The sequence below is a fragment of the Sphingobium sp. TKS genome, assembly GCF_001563265.1.
Classification (GTDB): Bacteria; Pseudomonadota; Alphaproteobacteria; order Sphingomonadales; family Sphingomonadaceae; genus Sphingobium.
In genome coordinates this window covers 21107-45149 of sequence record NZ_CP005086.1, presented here as the reverse complement: position 1 = coordinate 45149, position 24043 = coordinate 21107, and the positions used below count along the sequence as shown (strand labels likewise).

General features: G+C 61.6%; 22 protein-coding genes and 1 pseudogene. 11 read left to right on the top strand and 12 right to left on the bottom strand.

Annotated elements, in window-relative coordinates:
- Positions 1-25 precede the first annotated feature (25 nt).
- A complete protein-coding gene (locus K426_RS30835) occupies positions 26-463 on the bottom strand; it encodes an HAD family hydrolase (protein ID WP_082749233.1) in 438 nt (145 codons plus the stop codon).
- On the opposite strand from K426_RS30835, the gene K426_RS30830 reads away from it, so the two are divergent.
- Positions 440-1204 (top strand): IS6-like element IS6100 family transposase, encoded by a 765-nt coding sequence (locus K426_RS30830; RefSeq protein WP_001389365.1) that lies wholly within the window; start codon positions 440-442, stop codon positions 1202-1204. The two genes, K426_RS30835 and K426_RS30830, sit on opposite strands and share 24 nt — an antisense overlap.
- 53 nt (positions 1205-1257) lie before the next feature.
- On the opposite strand, the pseudogene zwf reads toward K426_RS30830, so the two are convergent.
- The 11 genes and pseudogenes from zwf to K426_RS27690 all read right to left on the bottom strand — a co-directional run.
- Positions 1258-2361 (bottom strand): annotated as a pseudogene (gene zwf, locus K426_RS30820) (glucose-6-phosphate dehydrogenase); the annotation flags it as partial.
- On the bottom strand, positions 2358-3335 hold the full coding sequence (gnd, locus tag K426_RS27735; RefSeq protein WP_066564435.1) for a phosphogluconate dehydrogenase (NAD(+)-dependent, decarboxylating): 978 nt from the start codon (positions 3333-3335) through the stop codon (positions 2358-2360). The pseudogene zwf and the gene gnd, both read right to left, overlap by 4 nt.
- A gap of 18 nt (positions 3336-3353) precedes the next feature.
- Positions 3354-6167, bottom strand: coding sequence for a bifunctional transaldolase/phosoglucose isomerase (locus tag K426_RS27730; RefSeq protein ID WP_066564764.1), 2814 nt, complete (start codon positions 6165-6167; stop codon positions 3354-3356).
- Positions 6167-8248, bottom strand: coding sequence for a transketolase (gene tkt, locus K426_RS27725; protein ID WP_066564434.1), 2082 nt, complete (start codon positions 8246-8248; stop codon positions 6167-6169). Before tkt ends, K426_RS27730 begins: the two co-directional genes overlap by 1 nt.
- A gap of 87 nt (positions 8249-8335) precedes the next feature.
- The gene (rpiA, locus tag K426_RS27720; RefSeq protein WP_066564432.1) at positions 8336-9055 is read right to left on the bottom strand and encodes a ribose-5-phosphate isomerase RpiA; all 720 of its coding nucleotides are present in this window, start codon (positions 9053-9055) and stop codon (positions 8336-8338) included.
- A 542-nt stretch (positions 9056-9597) separates the two neighbouring features.
- Complete coding sequence (locus K426_RS27715) at positions 9598-11019, bottom strand: efflux transporter outer membrane subunit (RefSeq protein WP_066564430.1); 1422 nt, start codon at positions 11017-11019, stop codon at positions 9598-9600.
- Positions 11013-11912: an efflux RND transporter periplasmic adaptor subunit gene (locus tag K426_RS27710; protein WP_066564428.1), complete on the bottom strand. Its 900-nt coding sequence runs from the start codon at positions 11910-11912 to the stop codon at positions 11013-11015. The genes K426_RS27715 and K426_RS27710 overlap by 7 nt, the downstream gene beginning before the upstream one ends.
- 2 nt (positions 11913-11914) lie before the next feature.
- Positions 11915-12139: a DUF1656 domain-containing protein gene (locus tag K426_RS27705; RefSeq protein ID WP_066564426.1), complete on the bottom strand. Its 225-nt coding sequence runs from the start codon at positions 12137-12139 to the stop codon at positions 11915-11917.
- Complete coding sequence (locus K426_RS27700) at positions 12136-14115, bottom strand: FUSC family protein (RefSeq protein WP_145907819.1); 1980 nt, start codon at positions 14113-14115, stop codon at positions 12136-12138. Before K426_RS27700 ends, K426_RS27705 begins: the two co-directional genes overlap by 4 nt.
- 277 nt (positions 14116-14392) lie before the next feature.
- Positions 14393-14638 (bottom strand): hypothetical protein, encoded by a 246-nt coding sequence (locus K426_RS27695; protein ID WP_066564762.1) that lies wholly within the window; start codon positions 14636-14638, stop codon positions 14393-14395.
- 280 nt (positions 14639-14918) lie between these two features.
- Positions 14919-15350, bottom strand: a complete 432-nt coding sequence (locus K426_RS27690) for an Rrf2 family transcriptional regulator (protein WP_066564420.1) — start codon at positions 15348-15350, stop codon at positions 14919-14921.
- A gap of 110 nt (positions 15351-15460) precedes the next feature.
- Here K426_RS27690 and K426_RS27685 point away from each other — a divergent pair, with 110 nt between their 5' ends.
- The 10 genes from K426_RS27685 to nhaA all read left to right on the top strand — a co-directional run bounded on the left by K426_RS27685 (position 15461) and on the right by nhaA (position 23917).
- Positions 15461-15895: a group III truncated hemoglobin gene (locus K426_RS27685; protein ID WP_066564417.1), complete on the top strand. Its 435-nt coding sequence runs from the start codon at positions 15461-15463 to the stop codon at positions 15893-15895.
- Entirely contained in the window at positions 15892-16167 is a 276-nt protein-coding gene (locus K426_RS27680; RefSeq protein WP_066564414.1) for a DUF1971 domain-containing protein, read from the top strand. The genes K426_RS27685 and K426_RS27680 overlap by 4 nt, the downstream gene beginning before the upstream one ends.
- 55 nt (positions 16168-16222) lie before the next feature.
- A complete protein-coding gene (gene hmpA, locus K426_RS27675) occupies positions 16223-17434 on the top strand; it encodes an NO-inducible flavohemoprotein (protein WP_066564760.1) in 1212 nt (403 codons plus the stop codon).
- A 10-nt stretch (positions 17435-17444) separates the two neighbouring features.
- Positions 17445-17906 carry a hypothetical protein gene (locus tag K426_RS27670; protein WP_066564411.1) on the top strand — a complete coding sequence of 154 codons (462 nt, stop codon included), beginning with the start codon at positions 17445-17447 and terminating at the stop codon, positions 17904-17906.
- A 124-nt stretch (positions 17907-18030) separates the two neighbouring features.
- A complete protein-coding gene (locus K426_RS27665) occupies positions 18031-18312 on the top strand; it encodes a WGR domain-containing protein (protein WP_066564409.1) in 282 nt (93 codons plus the stop codon).
- Between the two features lie 164 nt (positions 18313-18476).
- A complete protein-coding gene (locus K426_RS31955) occupies positions 18477-18647 on the top strand; it encodes a hypothetical protein (protein ID WP_158511799.1) in 171 nt (56 codons plus the stop codon).
- 2 nt (positions 18648-18649) lie between these two features.
- Positions 18650-18997 (top strand): hypothetical protein, encoded by a 348-nt coding sequence (locus K426_RS27655; protein WP_066564405.1) that lies wholly within the window; start codon positions 18650-18652, stop codon positions 18995-18997.
- Positions 18998-19540: 543 nt separating this feature from the next.
- The gene (locus tag K426_RS27650) at positions 19541-19870 is read left to right on the top strand and encodes a cupin domain-containing protein (protein WP_066564400.1); all 330 of its coding nucleotides are present in this window, start codon (positions 19541-19543) and stop codon (positions 19868-19870) included.
- Positions 19871-19911: 41 nt separating this feature from the next.
- A complete protein-coding gene (locus K426_RS27645; RefSeq protein ID WP_066564396.1) occupies positions 19912-22194 on the top strand; it encodes a nitric-oxide reductase large subunit in 2283 nt (760 codons plus the stop codon).
- A gap of 529 nt (positions 22195-22723) precedes the next feature.
- On the top strand, positions 22724-23917 hold the full coding sequence (nhaA, locus tag K426_RS27640; RefSeq protein WP_066564393.1) for a Na+/H+ antiporter NhaA: 1194 nt from the start codon (positions 22724-22726) through the stop codon (positions 23915-23917).
- Positions 23918-24043 lie beyond the last annotated feature (126 nt).

Sequence of the window (24043 nt, the reverse complement as noted above, 5' to 3'; positions counted from 1 at the left end):
AAAGGCCCGTCCAGCACTGCCAAGATCAAGATCGGGCAATTCTTGGACGAACGAACCGATGGACGGCGTCCGCGACACCATCCTCCTCGTTGCTGGCCGCGGTCGCGCTCGCGGCCGTCCGAACGCTGGCGGGCGCCTGCCCCATCGCCACCGCAAATCCCACGCGGGCGAACATCGGTACATCATTGGGCATGTCACCAAGCGCGGCGACCTGGGCCAGTTCGACCCCGAACGCCCGGGCCAGCGCGGTTATCCCGTCGCCCTTGTTGGCGAGGTTGTGGGTCACATCGAGATAATAAGGCTGGGAACGCACAACCGCCGCTTGCTCGCCGACCATTGCCTTTGCGCGCTCCTCGAGCTCGCGGAGCAGATCATGGTGGCTCTGTTGCAAAAATCGTGAAGCTTGAGCATGCTTGGCGGAGATTGGACGGACGGAACGATGACGGATTTCAAGTGGCGCCATTTCCAGGGTGATGTGATCCTGTGGGCGGTGCGCTGGTATTGTCGCTATCCGATCAGCTATCGCGACCTTGAGGAAATGCTGGCGGAACGCGGCATTTCGGTCGACCATACGACGATCTATCGCTGGGTCCAGTGCTACGCCCCGGAGATGGAGAAGCGGCTGCGCTGGTTCTGGCGGCGTGGCTTTGATCCGAGCTGGCGCCTGGATGAAACCTACGTCAAGGTGCGGGGCAAGTGGACCTACCTGTACCGGGCAGTCGACAAGCGGGGCGACACGATCGATTTCTACCTGTCGCCGACCCGCAGCGCCAAGGCAGCGAAGCGGTTCCTGGGCAAGGCCCTGCGAGGCCTGAAGCACTGGGAAAAGCCTGCCACGCTCAATACCGACAAAGCGCCGAGCTATGGTGCAGCGATCACCGAATTGAAGCGCGAAGGAAAGCTGGACCGGGAGACGGCCCACCGGCAGGTGAAGTATCTCAATAACGTGATCGAGGCCGATCACGGAAAGCTCAAGATACTGATCAAGCCGGTGCGCGGTTTCAAATCGATCCCCACGGCCTATGCCACGATCAAGGGATTCGAAGTCATGCGAGCCCTGCGCAAAGGACAGGCTCGCCCCTGGTGCCTGCAGCCCGGCATCAGGGGCGAGGTGCGCCTTGTGGAGAGAGCTTTTGGCATTGGGCCCTCGGCGCTGACGGAGGCCATGGGCATGCTCAACCACCATTTCGCAGCAGCCGCCTGATCGGCGCAGAGCGACAGCCTACCTCTGACTGCCGCCAATCTTTGCAACAGAGCCGGCGGGAGGCCGTTCATATCGCTATGACGAAACAACGCGCACGGGACCGGTTTGAACTGGAGCACGATCTCCGTATCGCGCCGCGCCAGCGCCTTGCCGGTCCGCAGGTAGAAGGGAACACCCGACCATCGCCATGTGTCGAGCAAGAGCTTCATCGCCACAAAGGTTTCGGTGTCACTGTCCGGATCGACATCGGGTTCGTCCGAATAGGCACTTCGCGGCTCATCGCCGACGCGTCCCGCGCCATAACGGCCTCGCACGACGTCCGTCGTCACCTGCTCGGGCAAAAATTTGCGCGTCGCTTCGATGACTTTGGTCTTCTCCGTCTGGACGGCGGCGGCAGCGAAGCTGTTGGGAGGCTCCATCCCGACCATCGCGAGAAGCTGGAACAAATGGTTCGGCACCATATCCCGCAGCGCGCCCGTCGCATCATAGAATTTCCCTCGCCGACCGACCCCGACAGTCTCCGCGGCCGTAATCTGTACATGGTCGATATAGCGATGGTTCCACACCGCCTCGATCATCGGATTCGCAAAGCGCGCGACGAGGATGTTCCGTACCGTTTCCTTGCCCAGATAATGATCGATCCGATATATTTGGGATTCCCCAATCAGCTTTAGGAGGCGGTCGTTGAGCGTGCGGGCCGAAGCGAGATCGTGCCCAAACGGCTTTTCGATCAGGACACGACGAAAGCCCACATCCTCCTTGAGCAAATCGGCCACCGATAACCGCTCGACAATAGGCCCGAAAAATTCCGGAGGCGTAGCGAGGTAGAAGGCGGCATTGCCGGCGTAGGCGAGCTGCTGGCCAAGCGCGCGATAGGTCGCCGGATCGTCGAAATCACCCTTCAGATAGGTGATGCGATTGCGCAATTTGCTCCAACCGGATGGGCTGGGATCGGTGAACGTGTCGAGACGGGCGCGCAGCGCCGCGTCATCCATAGCCTCATAGCCGATGCCGAGGATCCGCAGATCGTCTCCGATCCGGTTTTCGCGCCGAAGATTGGCGAGGGCCGGGACCAGCAAGCGGCGCGTCAGATCTCCGGTCACACCGAAAATCACCAGGGTCGCGGCGGGAGCCTTATCCGAATTGCCGGTCATCATTGCGGAATCTCGACATGCCCTCCGAAGCCGAAGCGCATCGCGGACAGGAGCTTGTCACCGAAGGTGGTATCGACGCGGCTGCGGTACCTCGCAAAGAGCGCCGCCGACAAAACATATGCCGGCACCGCCTCTTCCATCGCCGCATCGACCGTCCACCGACCCTCGCCGCTGTCCGCGACATGGCCGCTATATTTTTCGAGGGTATGGTCGCGCGCAAGCGCGGCAGCGGACAGGTCGAGCAGCCAGGAGGAAATGACGCTGCCTCGCCGCCACACCTCCGCCACGTCAGGCAGAGCGATCGTGAACCGCTCGTCTTCGGGAAGCTTCTCCGACGCCCTGGCGTTCAGAATGTCGAAGCCCTCGGCATAGGCCTGCATCAGGCCATATTCGATGCCATTATGGACCATTTTGACAAAATGCCCCGCGCCCGCTGGTCCGACATGGACATAGCCACGCTCGGCGCGTTTACTAGGACCATCGGCGCCGTTGGTACGCGTTATGGTCCCAAGGCCGGGTGCCAGCGCCTCGAAGATCGGGTCCAGTTCGTCCACCGCCCTGTCGGGGCCGCCGATCATCAGGCAGTAACCACGCTCGAGTCCCCAGACACCCCCCGAGGTGCCGACGTCAACATAGTCGATACCCAGCGCCGCGAGCGCTTTGGCCCGGCGGATGTCGTCCTTGTAGAAGCTGTTGCCGCCGTCGATCACGATGTCGCCGCGCGCGGCGATCGTCCCGAGCGCGGTGATGGTCTGTTCGGTCGCCTCGCCGGCTGGCAACATCACCCAGAATATCCCGGGTGTTGCCAGTTTGTCGGCCATATCCTCAAGCGAGGCGGCCGCGATGGCACCGTCCGCCACGACCGTCGCGATCGCTTGTTCCCCATGGTCCCAGGCGACGACCTCATGCCCACCGCGCATCAGTCGCCTGGTGATGTTGCCGCCCATGCGGCCAAGCCCGATCACGCCTATTCGCATGTCGTCACCTCCTGTTTTTCAGGCGAGCGCGGCGGCGATAAGCCGGCCGAGTTCGGCAAGCCCTTCCGCCTCCGCGCCGTGGATATGGACACGAAGCCATCGTCGGCCGCGTTCGGCCAGCACCTCGATGTCGCCAAGCGCCTGCGCCAACTGGACCGTGCCGAAGCTGGCGCGATGGTCGGGAATGGCGAGATCGGGATCAGCATCACGGGTGAGGATGAGGAACACACCGCCCGCCGGGCCGCCCTTATAGGCTTGGCCCGTAGAATGGAGAAATCGCGGGCCGAACCCCGCAACCGTCGCAACACGCAGAGCGTCGCGGACCATCACGCGCATCTGGCTCAACGCCAGTTCATGCGAATCGCTGCGCTCGATATAGGCGAGAAATGCCGCATAGCCGCCGGACCCGAGCGCGTGAAAGTGCGCCTTCAACAGGGTTACGGCGTCTTCGGCCGGCCGATTTGCAAAGAAGCTGAGCGTTCCCGCACGCACGATCGGCGTCTGTGGAGCGACCGAACCCGTCCGTTCATAGGAATCGACCAACGCGCGGGCCTTCACCTTGGCGGCCTCCACATCGGGTTGATCGAACGGATTGATGCCGAGCACTGCCCCGACAACCGCGGTCGCGATCTCCCAGCGGAAAAACTCCTGCCCGATCTGGAGCCGCTCGGTGATCCCGATCCGCACCACGGGCTGCCCCGCCGCTTCCAGCGCCGCAACACGGCCATCGAGCGCCGCATCCTCGTCGCCTATGAGCCTGAGATGGACGAACAGGCGATCCTGACCATAGGCGTCCGGCGTGCCGATGGGTTCGAGATCCACCGGAATGACGCCGGTGCCGTGCTTGCCGGTCGATTCGGCGAGCAACTGCTCGAGCCAGGCACCAAATGGCGTCATTCGCGCGCTTGCCAGGATCGTCAGCTTGTTGCGCCCCGCCTTGGCGGCTTCGCCGATGATGACGCCAAGCCGAATACCGGAATTGACCGCCGGGGGCACGTCACCGCCACAGGAATCCGCCATGACGCAACTCGCCGAGAGCAATGCCGGCACGTCGACGCCGATCGCCGCCGCCGGCACCAGACCGAAGGGCGAAAGCACCGAATAGCGGCCGCCGATCTGCGGATCGCCGGCAAAGATATGCTCGAACCGGGCGGCGCGTGCGCGTTTTTCCAAAGCCGAACCAGGGTCGGTGATGGCGACGAAGTGCGGCCCGGCTTCACCCTCGCCAACTGCCCGTTCGACCTGTTCACGGAAGAAACCGCGCAGCAGGTCCGGCTCCATCGTCGTGCCGGATTTGCTGGACACGATGAAAAGGGTTTTCGCCGGATCGATCGCGGCGGCGACCGTCTGGATCTGACCGGGATCGGTTGTGTCGAGCACATGCAACTTGGGATGACCGGGGGCACGGCCCAGCACACGGCTGATCACTTCGGCTCCCAGGCTCGATCCACCCATCCCCAGTAGGACTATGTCGTCGTAGCGGCGCGTCTCGGCGGCGAAGGTAGCCAGCGCGTCCCTATCCACCGCCTCACCGCGACCAGCGCGCAGCCAGCCCAACCAGCGGTTTTCATCGGCCTCCGTCCACAGGGTCGCATCTTCGCTCCATAGCCGCCGCGACCAGTGTTCAGCGCCCGCCCTCTCGAGCGTTGTGTCGACCAAGCCGCGCAGAGGCTCGGGCAAACTCGCTTCAAGCCGATTGATCGTCCCATCGAGCATCTCGCTGCGCGCCCTGGCGATCGCTTCAAAAAGCGCGTCGGCGGCATCGGAGAATTTATCTATGCCATCGACGACCAGGGCAGCGGTGACGCCCGCCAGATCGAGCCCCAAACGGTCGGCCTCCGCGAGGATCACGCGCGCATCATCAATGTCCGTGGTCAGCGATTGGCTTGTCACGCCATGATCGAGAAAGGCCGCGATCGTATTGGGCGGCATTGTGTTGATCGTATCACGCCCGATCAGGCGCTCCACATAGAGCACGTCGCTAAAACTTGGGTCCTTCGTCCCAGTCGATGCCCAGAGCAGCCGTTGCGACCGCGCGCCCTTTTTGGCGAGCCCCTGCCAGCGCGTGCTCGCCATCAGCTCCAGATAATATTGGTAGGCCAGCTGAGCGTTGGCAATCGCGACCTTGCCGCGCAATGCGGCAAGCGCGTTGGCCTCGGCGTCACCCGCCTTCCTTCGCGCATCGATCGTCGCGTCGATCCTGGTGTCGATCCGGCTAACGAAGAAGCTCGCTACCGAGGATATACCGGTGATGTCGTCGCCCCTTGCGACCCGGTCCTCGAGGCCGGCGATGAACGCCTCGGCCACCGCGGCATACATGTCGCGCGCGAACAGCAAGGTGATATTGACGTTGATCCCTGCGGCAGTGAGCGCCCGGATCGCCGGCACCCCTTCGCGGGTGCCCGGGACCTTCACCATCAGATTGGGCCGATCGATGGCGGCCCAGAGACGGCGGGCCTCGTCGATGGTCCCTTGTGTCGAGTGCGCGAGGAACGGCGAAACTTCGATGCTGGCAAAGCCGTCGGCACCGTTCAGGCGGTCGTAAACCGGCCGCAGGGCGTCGGCGGCGGCCTGGATGTCGGTGATTGCGAGATGCTCGTAGATCTGGCTGATCGTCGCACCGCCGTCGTCGAGAACCGCGGCGATCTCCTCGTCATAGTCACGGCCGTGGCCGATCGCCTTTTCGAAGATGGACGGATTGGACGTAAGTCCGGTCACCCCGTCCTCTTCGATCAAGCGCGTGAGACCGCCTCCGGCGAGCAAGCGCCGGTCCAGAAAATCCAGCCAGACCGCTTGACCCTCCGCTTCGAGGCTGCGCAACCGATTGGTCATCATCTTTCCTCCGCGGACAACACGCTCCGGGCCACCGCGACGACATGATCGATGGTGAAGCCGAATTTTTCCCGCAGCCTGGCGTACGGCGCCGATGCGCCGAAACTGGCCATCGTCACGGTTGCGCCGCCGGGACCGACATAGCGGTCCCATCCCAGCGCACAGGCCTGCTCCACCGCGACGCGGGCGCGCACCGCCGGCGGCAACACGGTATCGCGGTAGCGACGCGGCTGCTTCTCGAACAAGGCCCAGCAGGGCATCGAGACAACGCGCGAACGGACACCTTGCGCCATAAGGCGTTCATGCGCGCCAAGCGCCAGCGCGACCTCGCTGCCGGTGGCAAGCAGCAACAGTTCCGGATCGCCCCCATCTATGTCCGCCAGCACATAGGCGCCATGGGCAAGGCCATCGGCGGCCGCATAACGGTCCCGGTCGATGATCGGCAGCTTCTGCCGCGACAATATGAGGCAGCTCGGCGCTTGGCTCTGTCCCATGGCGACCCGCCAGGCTTCCACGGTCTCATTGGCGTCCGCAGGGCGGATGACATTGAGACCGGGAACGGCGCGGAGCGCGGCCAGATGCTCGATCGGTTGATGCGTCGGCCCGTCCTCACCAACCCCGATCGAATCGTGACTGAAGACGAAGATCGTGGGCAGTTCCATCATCGCCGCAAGGCGGATGGGCGGACGCATATAATCGCTGAATACGAGGAAGGTCGCTGTGAATGGCCGGAGATTCGAGAGCGCCATGCCGTTGGCGATCGCGCCCATCGCATGCTCGCGGACGCCGAAATGCATATTCCGCCCGCCCTGGCTCTCTGCGCCGAGATCGCCCGCGCCATCAAAGGTGAGCCGGGTCTTGGTCGAAGGCGCCAGGTCAGCCGCGCCCCCCACCAGCGCCGGCACATGCTGCGCGATCACGTTAAGCGCCTTTCCCCCGGCGTCGCGCGTCGCGATCCCAGTAGCGTCAGCCGCGAATTGCGGCACGTCGCTCTCCCAGCCTTCAGGCAAGGTGCCGCGCAGCATCGCCTCAAGCTGTTGGGCCAGTTCAGGATACTGCTTGTGATACTGACGCTGCATCTCCTCCCAGGCTTCGCGCCGCGGTCGTGAACGGTCGGCGAGGCTGGCGCGGACATGATCCGCGACCCCAGGCGGAACGAGGAACTGCGCGTCCTCGGGCCAACCATAGGCCCGCTTGGTTTGCCGGACTGCGTCCGACCCGAGCGGATCGCTATGTGCCTTAGCCGTGCCGGCGATCGGCGAACCCCAGCCTATGATGCTATCGACGACGATAAGCGTCGGTGCGTCCTTGCTTTCCCGGAACGCCGCCAGTGCCCGCGCGATCGTGTCGGTGTCATTCGCGTCATCGACGTGCAGGACATTCCAGCCATAGGCTCGAAACCGTGTCGTCACATCCTCGCTGAAGGCAAGGTGGGTATCGCCTTCGATGGTGATGCGGTTGCTGTCGTAGATCCAGCACAGGTGCGACAACTTGAGATGGCCGGCGAGCGATGCCGCTTCGCTCGCCACGCCCTCCATCATGTCGCCATCGCTGCACAGCACATAGACGTCATGGTCGAACAGCGTGGCGTCGTCGCGATTGAAATGGGCCGCCAGCCAGCGTTCGGCGATCGCCATGCCGACGGAATTGCCGCACCCCTGTCCGAGCGGGCCGGTGGTCACTTCCACGCCCGTCGTCACCCCATATTCCGGATGACCGGGCGTCTTGGAGGATAATTGCCGAAACTGCCTGATGTCATCGAGGCTGACCGCCGGCTGTCCGGTCGGCCTGCCTTGCGCATCGATCTCCACTATCCCGGCGAGGTGGATAAATGCGTAGAGCAGCAGCGACGCATGACCATCCGAAAGCACGAAGCGATCGCGGTTTGGCCAGTCCGGCCGATCGGGATCATAGCGAAGGAAACGGCTCCACAGCGTATAGGCCAGCGGTGCCATGGCCATCGGGGTTCCCGGATGACCCGACGACGCTTTCTCGACAGCGTCGATCGCGAGTGTTCGCACCGTATTGATGGCCAGCGCGTCAAGGGTGCGAACGGCGTACTCTTGGAGCTCAGTCGTCATATCCTCTCTCCAAAGCGCCAATCGCGGAACCGGAGCCCGAACAATCCGGCGGGGGCGGCCCCCCGCGAACTGTTGACCCGTTCCATGTCATAGGATCACACCCTGCGCGGCGCGGATCAGGTGCGCGACACCGTCTCGTCGGCCGACAAAGGCGGCATCGATCTCATCGAGGAAAAGACCGTGACCCAGCACACCGGGGATCGCAGACAAGGCTGACGCCAGACCTTCAGGATCGGCGAGCGCGCCGAAACCGCAATCGAGCACGATATTATTCTGGTCGGTGCGGTACGGAACATTGCCCGCCATCCGCATGCTGACACTTGCGCCCAACGCCTCGACCCGATGCGCGACGAAGGTGGCCGCGAACGGCAACGTCTCAACCGGGAGAACACCGCGTCCGAGGGTCACGACTTCCTTGCTCGCATCGATGATGGCGACCATGTGCGCAGCCGCCGCCGCGACGATCTTCTCGCGCAGCATTGCACCACCATGGCCCTTGATCGCACGCAACTGCACATCGAGTTCGTCGGCGCCGTCGATTGCGAGATCGACACTCGCGAGGCTATTGAAGGGTCGGATCGGCAAGCCCGCTGCGGCGGCCTGACGCACTGTGGCATGCGATGTGGCGACAATCTCTATTCGCAAGCCGGCCGTGACGCGCCTCCCCAAACCGGCGATAAGGAAGGAGACCGTCGTTCCCGTGCCTAGGCCCACGAGCATACCATCCTCGACCCGCGCGATCGCGGCATCTGCGGCGGCGCGTTTGAGCGCCGCGATAGTCCCGGGGTCATGGAGACATTCCACCATGTCGACTGCTCCTGATGGCGCAGTTGACATCCAAGTCGTCTGTCTTGCTGAGAAGCCAGTGCGCCTAATATTGGTCCCGCGTTCGTGTGCGAACACGCATGCAGTGAGCCCCCCGATCGTCGATGCGATGGAAACGCCGACCGGATCGCTCCAAATTTCAAGACCAAGGTAAGAGCTGAAAGCGCCTACACAACTTCATTATTTGCGGCTTATCCAACAGAAATCTTGCATTTAACTGCCCGAATCCCAATTGATATCGCAGTATCGTGAGCGCTCGTGAATGGTCTCCCGGCGACAATTGAATGTCGCCGGGAGTGGTCAGCCGCGCAAGGGAGCGGGGCTTCGCGCAGGCCTATAGCGCATCATGGGCCTCACGCACGCACGCCATGGTCGCAAGACGCCAAAGCGCACAATCAGTGGGATAAATAGCCGTCTATGCTCCCTGAGGCAGCGTCCAGAATCGGTCCTATTCGCCAGACTATCGGCCACCGGATCAAGATACCCTTCCACCCGATGCATGGGTAAGCGCGTTCCGAGCCGGATCAGTGGGAAGCCGGTGCCGCCCACCCGCCACCCAGCGCCAGAAAGAGCGCAATCTGATCCTCGTTCATGGCGGCTTTCGCCTCGGCCACGGCTTGCTGCGCCGCGATAAAATCGCGTTCGGCTTCGAGCGCAGGAAGCTCATCAATCTTACCGCCCCGCCGCAGCTGCGCGGTACGCTGCGCCGCCCGGGCCGCTTCATCGCGCGACCGCTCGAGATTTTCCAATTGATCGATACCCGCGGCATAAGATGTGAGCGATGATTCAATCTCGCGCAGCGCTTTGATGACCACGCCATCAAATGCCGCCAGATCAGCCCGGCTTTGCGCTTTTGCCGCCTCGATGTTGCCACGCACCGCATGACGGTTGATCGTCCAGCTGATCAACGGTCCCAACCCGAAACGGTTGGTCACGGGCGAGAGAAAATCAGCCGTTGCCCCAGTCGACCCGATCGACGCTCCCAATTTGATGTCCGGATAGAGATCGGCCGTCGCCACGCCGATCCGCGCCGTCGAGGCGGCCAGGCGACGTTCGGCTATTCGGATGTCAGGGCGCCGCCGCAACAGCCCCTGACCGTCTCCTACGGGCAGGATCTGGGTCATTTGCAGCGCATGATGGCAGTTTAGAAGCGCGAGATCAGCCTCGTTCGGCGTGCGTCCCAACAGCGCCGTCATCCGGAACAGCGCGTTGCGCTGCCGGGCGGCGAGACGCGGAAGGCGGGATCTGGTCAAATCCAACGCCGCTTGCCGCCGATCGAGCTCATAAGGGGCGACGCGGCCATGGCTGATGAGGATGCGGGTCAAAGCGACGCTCTTTGCCTGAAGCGCGACGACGCTGTTGAGCAGATCGATCTGGGATCCGCTGTTGCAAATCTCAGCATAGGCCCGCGTCGCTTCGGCGGCGACGTTGACCCGCACGAGGTCGCGGGCCGCTGCCGCCGCCTCGCTATCGGCGCTCGCCGCCTCGATCCCGCGCCTCAGACCGCCGAAGAGATCAAGATCATAGCTGACACCGATACCGGCATTGTAAATCTGGCGCGTCGGCGGTTGAACATGCTGCAATTCCGCCTCTGCGGATCGCTGCGCATAGCTCGTGTCCGCGCTGGCGCTGCCTTGCAATTCGCGGCTTGCGCCGCGCGCATCGAGAAGAGCGAGGCTGCGCTGGAGATTGGCTTCGGCAACCCGCAAATCGGTGTTCGCCTCGAGCGCCTGAACGACGAGCGCGTCGAGCGCGGGATCATTATAGAGCGTCCACCACCGCTCAGGCAGCGGTTCGGCGTTCGCAACGGCCTTACCCGACAGGAAATCCCCTTGCGCACCCGATTGGCTGATCATCGCACCCTCGGGCACATGATAATCCGGTCCCACCACCGCACAGCCCGTGAGCAGCGTAATCGAGAGAAACGAAAGTGCGCGCTTCACCACGGCAAGCTCCTGTGGATCTCGCGCCCATCCTTGCGGGGATGCACGATCACCGTGACCGTCTGTCCCGGGATCATCCGGACGTTCCTGGGAATCTTGTCGATCGCGATCCGGACGGGAATGCGCTGCGCGAGACGAACCCAGGTGAAGGACGGGTTCACATTGGCGAGCTGCCCATCGGCACCGGCCCGTTCGCGATCCTCGACACCGCCCGCGATACTCTGCACATGGCCCTCGACCTCATCGGCGATGCCCATCAGATAGACACTCGCGCGATCGCCGACCCGAATGTCGGGCAACTTGGTTTCCTCGAAATACCCTTCGACGCGGAGGGAGGCATCGTAAACGAGCGCGAAGGCGGGCTTGCCCGCCGTCAGATAGACGCCCGGCTGCAGCGTCATATTTGACGCCGTACCACCGACAGGCGCCCTGACCAATGTCCGCTCAAGGTTGAACTGGGCCAGATCCCGCGCGGCAACGGCCTGGCCGATGCTTGCGCGTAACGTCTCGACCCGCGCCCGCCCCTGCTCGATCACTTCGGTCGCGATCACCTCGGGCATGGCGCGGTTACGCCGGTCCTCCCGGATGGCCTGCGCCAGGGCGACCTTTTGGCTCGCGACATTCGCCTCGGCCTGCTCCAGCGCGAGCCGATATCGAGGCTGATCGATCGTGAAGAGCACATCGCCCTTCTTCACGACCTGATTGTCGTGGACGCGGACTTCGGTAACGAGCCCGCTGACGTCGGCCGCGATCGGCACCATATCAGCCCGGACCTTGCCGTCGCGGGTGACGGGCGCGACCTGATAGCGCAACCACAACGCATAGATCCCGCCAAGCGTAGCCAGGATGACGAGGAGTGTCGTGATAGAACGCACGAGATTTTGTTTATGCAGCATGATCAAGAGATGAGCCAGGAATAGAGGAACATGTCGGCAAGGACGCTCAGCCCCCACCACAAGAGAACGAAGCAGGCGAGCTCGAGCAGGCTGGGATGCCACAGCGCGCGGTAGACAGGCAGACGCTGGAGAGGCGCGCGGACCAGATAGATCAGGACAGCCGCTAGCACCCCCCATAACAGCGCGGCGGGAATATAGACGCCGAGAATATTGATCTCTTCGATCATGGCATCGCTCCGCTCGGCTTCCCGGCGGATGGGAACAGATTGCAGCGCATGCCGACCAGTGCCCGCACCGCCTGCCGCCGATGTTCGTCGCCCGGGAGTGCGACTAACGCGTGCAGGGCGGAATCCATCGCGGCGAGCAAGGCAGGCGGCGGAGCATCGGGAGCACCGTTCCGCCAGCGGGTCGCATAGAAGGCGCTCAGCCCCGACAAGACAGCGCCTAGGCCATGGCGAACGTCATGGGGGACGTGGGGCAAGGATCGCCGCAACGGGATGATATTGCGGCCAATGCGCAGGTCGGAAAGCCCATCGGCCGCATGCAGGGCTTCGCTCGGTGACGCGATGGCCATCCGTGCGGCCACCTGTCCCAAACGGTCGACCGCCATGGCCGTCCAACGCTGCGGCACGAATGGCGTGCGAATGTCCGCCAGGCGAGACAGTTCGCCCCAATTGCTCCGCAGAATGCGCCGCGCCGTCCACAACACATTGGCCGAGCGAAACAATTTAGTGACCGCGAGCGTCGCGACGATCCCGCCGATCTGCGCCAGCCCGGTGTTGATGAACGCTGCGAAATCGGCCTGGAATCGCGCGAGAAAACCCATGGCCACGATGAAGCAGGAGAACATCGGCAGCGCCTCCGGCGACCGCTTGGGATCGGCCTGAATATAGCCCATCCACAACAGCGCCGGCGCGAGCGTGATGATCAGCATCTCATAACCGTCCACCCGCGGGAGGACGACAAAGAGGTACAGCGCCGCGAGCGGGAACGTCTTGAGGGTGGCTGTAAGATAGCGCCCGATCACCGGAGCCGGATCATCCTGTGCTGCAAAGGAGCAGGTGATCAATGCGGCAAAGGCGGCAGTCGCCGATCCGTTAGGCCAGGCCAGCAGGATCCAGACCGCGCAATAGAGCATGATCGCAACCGTCGTCGCGAGACCTGCCAGGGCAGCGACACCGTGATCGCGCGCCAGCGCGAAACGCTCGACAACCTCATTCTTGAATTTCGGGCGACCCGGCGAGCCAATGCGGTTCACCAGTCGGCGACTGGCCGCGAGCGCCGTAAGAAAATCCGCCATGCGGATGCACGCGCTCGCGGTGAGCAACGACGCCCAGTCGGCCTTCGCCTCCATCTCCTGCGCGAACGTCTCGCACTGCCTGACGAGTTGTCCCGCACGTTCCGGTCTGGCGTCCTCATCCGCCAGCCAGTCCGACACCTCGCCCACCAACGCCGTCAGGTCGGGTCGCAGGGGTGCCATTGCGCGCAATTGATCCAGGCGGTTGGCGGCAGCCGATGCGAAGGGCAGCACATTGGCGAGGTGCTGCTGCAAGGCCATGACTCGGCGCCGGGTCGCCGGCGCCCAGCGCTGGTCAAACGGGAGATGAATGGCGATCATGCCCAGTTCGGTGACGTCAGCTGCCAGCATCCGCCGATGCTCATATTCAAGCCTGGTGTGCTCACTGCCCAGTGCCTCGACGGTCCAGCGCCGCGCATGCGTCAAGAAGGATAGCGCCCGCGCCCGGATGACCGGCGTCGCGCTCCACGGCTGCAACAGGGCATGAACGGCCGTCACCGACAGGATCGCGACGGTCATCTCCTGGACCCGGGCAATGGTGGTGTCGAAGATGTTCGCGGGATCGTCGAGATAGGGAAAGCTGATGACGGCCGCGCTAAACGCCGCCATCTGGAACAAGAAGGCGCGCGGTGTCCGGTCGAGTACCGCAAGATAGATGCACAGGCCCGCCCAGGATGCGAGGCAAAGCACGAGCAATTCGGGAGAATTCTGGAGATTCGGCACCAACAGGATCGTCATGCCCGCGCCGATCAGGATCCCGCCGAGCCGATACAACACCTTCGGCCGGAAAGCGCCCGCCATTGGTTGCGCTGTCACATAGACCGTCAGCAGCGCCCACCAGGGGCGCGGGAGGCTGGCCGAAAATGCGATAGCCAAGGTAATCGATGCAGCGATCAAGCTGCTCATCGAAAAGAGCAGCCTCTGCGGATCAACATGGATATTGGGTAAAGGCAGGCGTATTCCGCCTGCAAGCGAACTCGGCATACTCATCAACCGTGACAATGGGTAATTGTCACGATCAGTCTAAGACCGTGGTCATCACCTCCCTATGGTGCGGCCCTATTACCCGAGCTTTTTGCTCTTCTCGTAGATCAAAATATTGATGGTAAGGCGCAAATATTCTGTTGGAAAGTTCGCGGGCGCGACCGCGTCTCTATCAAGGCCCTCGGTGCGCGGCCGCGTCTTATTGGCACCGTTTGTCCCTGGGGGCAGGCTGGTCGTCGGAGCGATCCTGCCCCTTGCCAGAGAGACAGAATGCCGCCACCGGCACCGCGACGAAGACCAGCAGAATGAGCATCTCCTCGCTCAAAATGCGGGACTTCTGCAGGGCAACGAGGCCCGCGGCGCCGGCCGCCATCGCAAGCGTCCATAAAACCCCGGACCATGAAAACGGGCTGCCCGGCGCTCGTTTCTTCGGTACCTGCCCCATGCGTAAGGCGTCCTCTCCTATCGGGCAGGCCCCGGACCAGATTCTCCTCGACTGGAGTTTGAGCGTGGGCAAAATGACCCGCTCAGGCAAATGAATAGTTTTGCGATTTAACTCCAAAATTATTGGTCGTCGGTACCTGCGGTCATCGTCGATTCGACGATCTTGCCGACTAGAGTCACCCCGCGCTCGACAGCGGCACTGAGCGCCGCGATAGCAGCGTCATTGTCGGCTATCGCGGCAACAGCCTCGGACAGACAAACCCCAGCTTGGCAGAGAAAGATCAGGATTTCTCTTCGAGCTTGCCGAAGATCTGATCAAAATCGCGAGGACTGACAACGAGATCGACCAATGTATAGCGGTCGAGCACCGAAAGGAATGCGCGAAGTGCCTCTTTGAGGATGCCGGTCAACCGGCACGCCGGCGCGACGATGCATCCGTCACAGTCGACCAGATCAAAGCCTCCTTCCGTATGTCGGACGAGCGAGCCGATGTTGATCTCGGCGGGGCGCTTACCGAGACGAATACCACCACTGCGCCCCCTGACGCTATCGATGTAGCCCGAACGAGCCAAATCGTTGACCACCTTCATCAGGTGGTTCTGTGAAATCCCATAAGCCCGGGCGACTTCCGCAATCGAGCACAGGCGATCCGGTCGCGCCGCGAGATAGAGCAGCACGCGCATCGAATAATCAGTGAACAGCGTCAGCTTCATGCTCGTTCCTGTCGGGCCTTCTCCGACCCGGTAATTTTATATGCATTTCTGTTGCATCTTTCAAACGTTCATCATAGATGTATCCACAATGCATGATTGAAGGATGAGTCGTGAACGGTCCCTCAGCGATCAATGAGAGCAGTCTCTCGCATTTGGTGAACGCCTTTTACGCTCGCGTCCGGGCAGACGCCGAGTTGGGACCGATCTTCAATGACGCAGTGCATGATTGGCCCGAACATCTAGAGAAGCTGGCCCATTTCTGGTCATCGGTGATGCTGACGACCGGACGCTATAAGGGCCAACCTGTCCCGGCACATCTTAAGCACAAAGATCGGATTACCCCGGCCCTCTTCGATCGCTGGCTGGATCTTTGGAAGCAGACCACTGACGAACTGATGGAACCTGCAGCCGCGGTCGCGCTCCAATTAAAGGCAGCACGCATCGCGGAGAGCCTCCAGCTCGCAATATTCTTCAAGCTCGGCCCCGCGCCCCAAAGCCGGGCCGGCCGCGCGATCGATCAAAACCACAGAGGTGCAGTTTCGTGAGTGAAAGCCGTCCCTATCGATCCACACCGATCTTTGATGAGCACACGCTCCCGGCGGCCTTGCGCGCGCGTCACGACACCAAGGCGGGCGTGTGGGGCCTGATCCGGGTCATCGAAGGAGCGCTCACGCTCACCTATGTCGATCCGTCTTCGGAAATCGTGCTGACGCCGGACAGGCCAGGGCTCGTCCTTCCGCAACAGCCGCATTTCGTAACCCCGCTCGGGCAGATGAAGATGCAGGTCGATTTCTACGATCATCGCCCAGACGTCTGATCGTCGATCCTCGGATTGCACCACCGTTTTTTAACCTCAAAGTCAGGAGAATATGATGTCGCAACCTCTCAGCGAACAGACGATCGCGCTCGTCAAGGCGACCGTTCCCGCACTGGAAGCCCATGGCCTGGATATCGTCAATGAGATGTATGCCCGCATGTTTCAGAACCCAGAGATCCGCGATCTGTTCAACCAGTCGCACCATGGCGATGCTGGGTCGCAGCCGCGGGCGTTGACGGGTGCGATCCTCGCTTACGCTAGCAACATCGAAAATCTTGGCGCGCTGGCACCGGCTGTCGAGAGGATCGCACAAAAGCATGTCGGTCTCCAGATCCTGCCCGAGCACTATCCGCATGTCGCAGAGGCGCTCCTCGGGGCCATCAAGGCGGTGCTCGGCGATGCTGCGACCGACGAAATCCTGGCGGCCTGGGGCGAGGCCTATTGGTTCCTCGCCAATATCCTCATCGCGCGCGAAGGCCGCATCTATGGCGAACAGAAGGGCGCGAGCGGAGGCTGGAATGGCTGGCGCGACTTCCGCGTCGACGCTGTGGTTCGCGAGAGCAGCGTGATCAACTCGTACATACTGCGTCCGGTCGATGGCCAACCGGTGATGGGCTATAAGCCCGGGCAATATTTGACATTCTGGCTGGAGATCCCCGGCCACCCGCCGGTCAAGCGGAACTACTCGATTTCGGCTGCGCCCAACGGCGAGACCTATCGCATTTCGGTCAAGCGCGAAGAGCTTGGTCTGGCTTCAGGATGGATCCACCGGGACGTCAAAGTGGGCACAGTCCTGAAGGTGGCCGCCCCGGCTGGCGAATTCTTTCTCGACGATCATGACGAACGACCCGTCGTGCTGCTCTCGGGAGGTGTCGGCCTCACGCCGATGGTCGCTATGCTCGAAGCCCTCGCCAACGAGGATGCCGGCATCCCTGTTCAGTATATCCACGGCACCCACGACAAGCTGACGCACGCGATGCGGGATCATGTGCGCACGCTAGCGACCGGCGCCAAGGCGATCCAGGTGATCGACTTCCACCAGACACCGCTCGCCGACGAGGTTGCGGGCCGCGACTATGACGTCGCCGGAATCATTTCCGACGAGTGGCTGGTCGCCAACACGTCGGTTGCCGACGCCCATTATTATATTTGCGGGCCTCGACCGTTTCTGCGCCACGCGGTCTCGACCCTGTCGCTGGCGGGTGTGCCATCCGATCGCATCCACTATGAGTTCTTCGGTCCTGCCGACGAATTACTGGCGGCCTGACGCTAGCGCGATGGGCGACGCACTGGCACGCGCACTGCACGTCCTCTCGATCGTTGTTTGGATCGGAGGGGTCGCGTTCGTCACGCTTGTGGTGATGCCGTCCATCCGTCGCGGCTATCCACCCGCCGAGAGATTGGCAGTGTTCCGGCGCTTTGAGGAGCATTTCGCCCCTCAAGCCCGGATCTGGGTTCTGATCGCCGGGGCGAGCGGTCTGTGGATGGTCTATCGTAGCCAGATGTGGGGTCGCTTCATCGATCCCCGCTTCTGGTGGATGCACGCCATGGTATGTCTATGGGCGATTTTCGCGCTCATGCTCTTCGTCATCGAGCCTCTGGCGCACCATCATCGCACCGCTGGCGCGGTCCATCCCACCCGCGATTTCGTGCGGATGGAGAGACTGCACCGGATCGTCCTTCTCCTCTCGGTCGCGACGATCATGGGTGCTGCAGCCGGCAGTCATGGTCTCCTCTGAGCGAAGCGACATCGTCGGCGAACATGAGAATGCCTCATGCTAGCTTCAAAATCTGAATCAGTGCGGCAAAACTGATTCAGCTTATCAATTGGACGGGCCGCAATCCCATTGGCACGTTCCTCCCATGTTCGAGCCGCCAACCCAACTCGTCGATTGGTGCTGTGCCCTTGAGGCGGTCGATGCCGAGCGCAACATAGCACGGGCGTATCATATACACGCGTCACAGGATCTATTTGGGCATGTCATCGTCGCGCTCCGTTGGGGACGCATCGGCCGCACGCATTCGAGCATCACTGTTTCCTTCTCCAACGAGGTAGCGGCGCGAAAATTCATCGAGCGTACATTGGGAAAACGCGCGAGCGCGCCGCGCCGGATCGGAATCGCCTACAATCTGGTGAACGACTAGCTGATTGCGACCCGGATGAGCGATCTGTGCGCACTCCATTCTTGGTTATGCAGGCAATATGGATCTAATTCAGACATGTTGATGCCAGCCTGCTACGATTATAGCTACAAGCGCGAAGGTAGACGGCAGGCAATATGCAAAAGCAAAGGGACACGGAGAAGGCCTTGTCGCTGATGAAGAAGGCGTTGGCTCTTCTTGACCAGGTTAACGAACGCGGCACCGTTGCGGTCCATCTACAAAGCGCGATCGATGCCATCGATGACAAGACCGTCGAGGAACGGCAGGCCGATGCAGCCGCGCTTAGGGAACGACTATTCCCTTCGCTAAAGGATTAAAGATGGGAATGGCCAAGCCTGAGAGAATGCCAATCGAAATCATTGATGTTGCTCATGACACCGTCGTGCTCGGCAATCGTGCAATGCACTGGTCCGAACCATGGAGCGCCGTCCGTCAGGTTTCGGTCGCACGCCTGCCTTATAGCGCTTCAACGATTTTTATCGTCATGTTGACCATCGATTCCGTGGATGGCGAGCGGACGATCATGATCAGCGAGAAACATGAGAACTGGCAGCAGGTCCTTGATGCATTGCCTCGCACACTACCGGGCATCGAGGCTTTCGAGATCTGGAGCCGACGACCGGACATCGGTTCGCGGGCGGTCATCGTCTACAAACATGAGAGGTAGCGCATGACGCATTGGTCCCGCGCAGCCCGAATTCGAGGGTTGCTCCGCTGATGAGACGCCTACCGCGACCGAAAAACGTTTCACTGCGGGTCGGACGCGCATGGGCGCCGAGTCCACCATCGCCGCTACCCGCGCGGATTCTGAGACCTGAGCCACAGGTCAGTCCGAAGCCATAGAAACGCTGTCGCGCAACACAATAACTGATCGCCGAAATAGGTCTCCACGAACAGCGGCACGACGAACAGGCGTCAATCCCTGGCGCTGTCAGAAGCAATGCGTCCGTAGCAGCGCACAAAATCGGATCATGGCGCACGAGGTGAACCGAGCGGCAAATAATCTGCCAACATCATACAAAATAGGAGTGTCGATTAATCGACCGCGATACACGGCCGAACCTGCCTTTGAGACACGACAAACGGTCGAGATTGGCCGCGGCGCCTAGTATTGAACAATAATCGTTATGGCTGACCCAACCAATGTTTTGGTTGATTCAATATTCTCGATGAGCCAAATTTCTGAAAAGACGGTGAAAGGATGCGGCCTATGGCACAGCGCCACGCCCAGGCAGGTGAGATCGTGGACTTGCGGCCATTCGGCAAAGATTTTCCGAGCCAGCAAACGACCGCAATCGTCAAGACAAAGAGCTTCGAGGCGATCCGTCTCGTCATCCCTTCCGGCAGGGAAATACCAGCGCACGAAGTCACCGGGGACATCACGCTCCATTGTCTGGAAGGCCGGATCACGCTTGGTATCGCTGACACCGAATGCGAGCTTTCCGCCGGCGACTGGATTTACCTGGATGGCGGCGCAAGCCACCGGCTGAGAGGCATTGAGGACGCATCCTTGTTGCTGACGATCCTGTTCGCACAGTGAACCGAGCCAACTGAGCACACGGGACGGAGGGCATGCCAGCGATGACAAGAACGGAGCCTGTCGAAAATCTGTCGCATTGGTGGCGCCGGGCCGTGATTCTCACCATGGTACTGGGCTTTGGCGTGCTCGGCCTGCTGATGGTGAAGACCTATACGAACGCCCCGCCTGTCCCCGAACATGTCGTGGACTCACGCGGACAAGTCGTTTTCACTGGAGCTGATATCCGCGCCGGCCAGCAGGTATTCCTCAAATACGGCCTGATGAACAATGGCTCCATCTGGGGGCATGGTGGCTATCTTGGACCGGATTTCAGCGCATCCTATCTTCATGCCTGGGCACTCGCCGTCGCGGAGGAACGCGCCGAGACCCGCTTCGGCAAAGCCTATGTAGCACTAACCCTGGCCGATCGTGCCGCCATCGATGGTGAGGTGGCGCTGCAACTGCGCGTCAACCGTTACGATCCAGCAACGGCCACCCTCACCCTGCTCCCTGCCGGCGTCACCGCCTTCGATCAGCAGCAGAGCCGCTGGGCCAGCTATTTCGAGCATCCGGAACGCAACGGCGGTCTGGCTCCCAGCCTCATCACCGACAAGAGCGAGCTTCGCCAGTTGACCGCTTTCTTCGGCTGGGCGGCCTGGGGCTCAGTCGCCGAGCGGCCAGGAACCGGTCACTCCTATACCAACAATTTCCCCTATGATCCGCTTGCGGGCAATCGCCCGACCGGCGCGGCGCTGATCTGGAGCGCGCTCAGCTTTATCGCCTTGCTCGGCGGCACGGCGCTGGCGCTGCTTGCCTTCGGCCGGTTCGACTATCTGGGCTGGCACGGAACACCTGCGTCCATGCAAAACTGGGTCATCAGCGACGCACAGCGCGCCACGGTCAAATATATGGGCGTGGCCGCCCTTCTTCTGCTCGGCCAAGTCTTCTTCGGCGCGGCGATCGCGCATTACCGGGCGGATCCAGGGGATTTCTACGGTTTTGACCTCGCCTCCTGGTTTCCCAGCAACCTGATGCGGACCTGGCACCTGCAATCGGCGCTGTTCTGGATCGCCACCAGCTTCGTTGCGGGTGCGCTGTTCGTCGCGGAACTGCTCGGTGGAAAGACGCCGCCGCGGCAGCGTCTCGCCATTCACGTGCTGTTCGTCGCCTTCGCGATCGTCATCGTGGGCAGCATGCTGGGCGAATGGGCGGGAATCCTGCAATGGCTGCCGCTTTCGTGGTTCTGGTTCGGCAACCAGGGTTGGGAGTATCTCGAACTCGGCCGGTTCTGGCAATTGCTGCTGATCGTCGGGCTGTGCATCTGGTTCGTTCTCTTGTGGCGGGCGGTGGCGCCCGCGCTGCGCGACCCCGAGCACAAGTCGCTCGCCCGCTTCTTCCTGCTGGCCGGCTTCGCCATTCCGATGTTCTACCTGCCGGCGCTGTTCTTCGGGTCCGAAACCAATTTCACGATCGTCGATGCCTGGCGCTTCTGGATCATTCATCTGTGGGTTGAGGGCTTTTTTGAATTCTTCGTCACCGTCATCGTCGCGATCCTGTTTTACAAGATGGGGCTCGTGCATCGTCTGACGGCGCTGCGGACCATTTATCTCGACGCCATTCTCTATTTCGGTGGCGGCCTGATCGGCACTGGCCACCATTGGTACTGGACCGGCCAGACCGAAGCCAACATGGCGCTCTCGGCCGTCTTCTCGGCGCTTGAAGTGGTGCCCTTGACGATGATCACGCTCGATGCCTGGTCATTCGTCCGCACGACGAAAGGACAGGATTCCGTCGTTGAACGCCATCGCTGGACCTTCATGTTCATCATGGCGGTCGGTTTCTGGAATTTTCTTGGCGCCGGCGTGTTCGGCTTTCTCATCAACACGCCGATCGTGAGTTACTATGAAGTGGGGACGATCCTGACGCCCAACCATGGCCATGCCGCACTGATGGGCGTGTTTGGCATGCTCGGCATCGCCCTCATGGTGTTCGTCCTGCGCGAAGCGATCGAGGAAGAGGTTTGGTCCAAAATCTCAAGATTGATCGCCATTGCCTTCTGGGGATTGAATATCGGCCTCGCGCTGATGATCCTGCTCAGCCTATTGCCGGGCGGCCTGCTTCAATTGCATGCCGTGATCGAGAATGGTTATTGGTATGCGCGTGAACTGAACTTTACGGGCGCACCGCTGCCGCGTCTGCTGGAATGGCTGCGCATGCCGGGCGATCTTATCTTCATGTTCGCCGGCGTCCTGCCCCTGATCGTGGCGGTCGGCTGGGGCTATGCCAGCCTTCGACGGCGGCCCGGGCATGATCCGCAAATCCGATTGTCACCTGTTGAACGTTGAGAAAATTGGAAGACAGGAATTTTTCTCAAAGTATGTCGTGCATGAGGATCAGTCCATCGCCCAATGTCATTGCCTTACGGAAGGCACCCTACTGGAAAGCACAATGCTCCAAATCTGTGACGGCGCCCTTTGCACCTTTGTCGGTCTGAGACGCGCTCTTTCAGATATCGTAGAGCCTGTTTGGAAATGCGCCGACCGTTCGCGATAAACGAGTAGCCGAAGAGCGTTGAACACGACCCGCAGCGATTAGAGCCCGGCAGCTTTGTCGCGCATGAGCGCGGGTTGCCGATTGCCGGCATGCCGGTCGAATAGGGTTGCGTTGGCGACACGCGATTTTCGGGGACCGCCGTTTGGGTTCCAAAAACCCGACAGTTCGCGGACATTAGGCCATTGCATAGCGCCGATCACGGTTGTCGAGCGGCGTTCGCAATGCGATAGGAGTAGCGGGTGCCGCGCTCGTTGAGAGTGCATGGCAGGTTAATACGCTGGTCGGGCCGCCAACGATGAGCAATTGCACCCGGAGTAAACCTTGGCCCTCAAGAATTTCGTCAGCCCTAGCGCGTTGCGCCAATTCCTAACCCATCAATCCTCCGCCGGTCTCATCCTGCTGGCGACTGCCCTGCTCACGCTGCTCGTCGCCAACTCGTCGTTACACAGTGGCTACGAGCAAATCCTGCGTAGTCATCTCGGCCCGCTATCGGTCAAGCATTGGGTCAATGACGGCCTTATGGCGATTTTCTTCCTGCTGGTCGGGCTCGAGATAAAGCGCGAGATGCTAGACGGGCAGCTTTCGACCTGGTCGCGGCGCATCCTACCCGGCATCGCAGCCGCTGGCGGCATGACGGTGCCCGCTCTGATCTTCCTCGGATTCAATAGCGGGGCGACCGCTCGCGGGTGGGCGATCCCGGCAGCGACCGACATCGCCTTCGCACTCGGCGTGCTGTCGCTGCTCAGTAAAAGGGTGCCGGCATCACTCCGGATATTCCTCTCCGCGCTGGCAATCCTCGACGATCTCGCCGCCGTGATGATCATCGCTGTGTTCTACACCGCCGAACTAAACCTCTCCTATCTGCTGGGTGCCGCGACCATCACTTGCGCACTCTACGCGATGAACCGCTTCCGTGTGGTGCGGCTGACACCTTATCTTCTCCTCGGTCTGGTGCTGTGGTTCTTCGTGCTGCGCTCGGGCATTCATGCGACAATCGCGGGCATCGTCCTGGCGCTGATTATCCCGTTGCGGACCAGCCCGGGCACCCTTGAAGACGAAATCCATAGCCCGCTCCACCGGCTAGAGCACCTGTTGCATCGGCCGGTCAGCTTCCTGATCCTGCCGATCTTCGGGTTCGCCAACGCTGGAGTGCCAATCCTAGGGCTTCCTGCTGCAGCGTTTGCAGCGCCGGTGACCCTCGGCGTTGGCTTAGGTTTGTTAGGAGGCAAGACGGTTGGTGTGTTCGGCTTTGCGCTGTTGGCGATCCGGCTCAAACTTGCAAAGATGCCGTCGCACGCACGGCCGAGTCAGCTGTTGGGAATCGCCCTGCTCTGCGGCATCGGTTTCACGATGAGCTTCTTTATCACGCCCCTCGCCTATCCGGGTGACGCATTGCTTCAGACAGAGGCAAAGATCGGCGTTTTGCTCGGTTCTCTGTTCGCCGGGGTCGCCGGCTTTGCGGTGTTACTGGCTGGCCGTAGAGAACCTAAAGTGGTGCCCGGCCAACCCTGGTAATTTCGAAATTGCCGATCCGGATTAGGTCGTAGCCGTACCGAGAGGCGGCGTTGCAAGGCAGGCGGGGTACTCGGCCTCGCTGGCGCCTTCGCCGCCTCCCGCTGGTGACGATCATGCTGCGGCGCC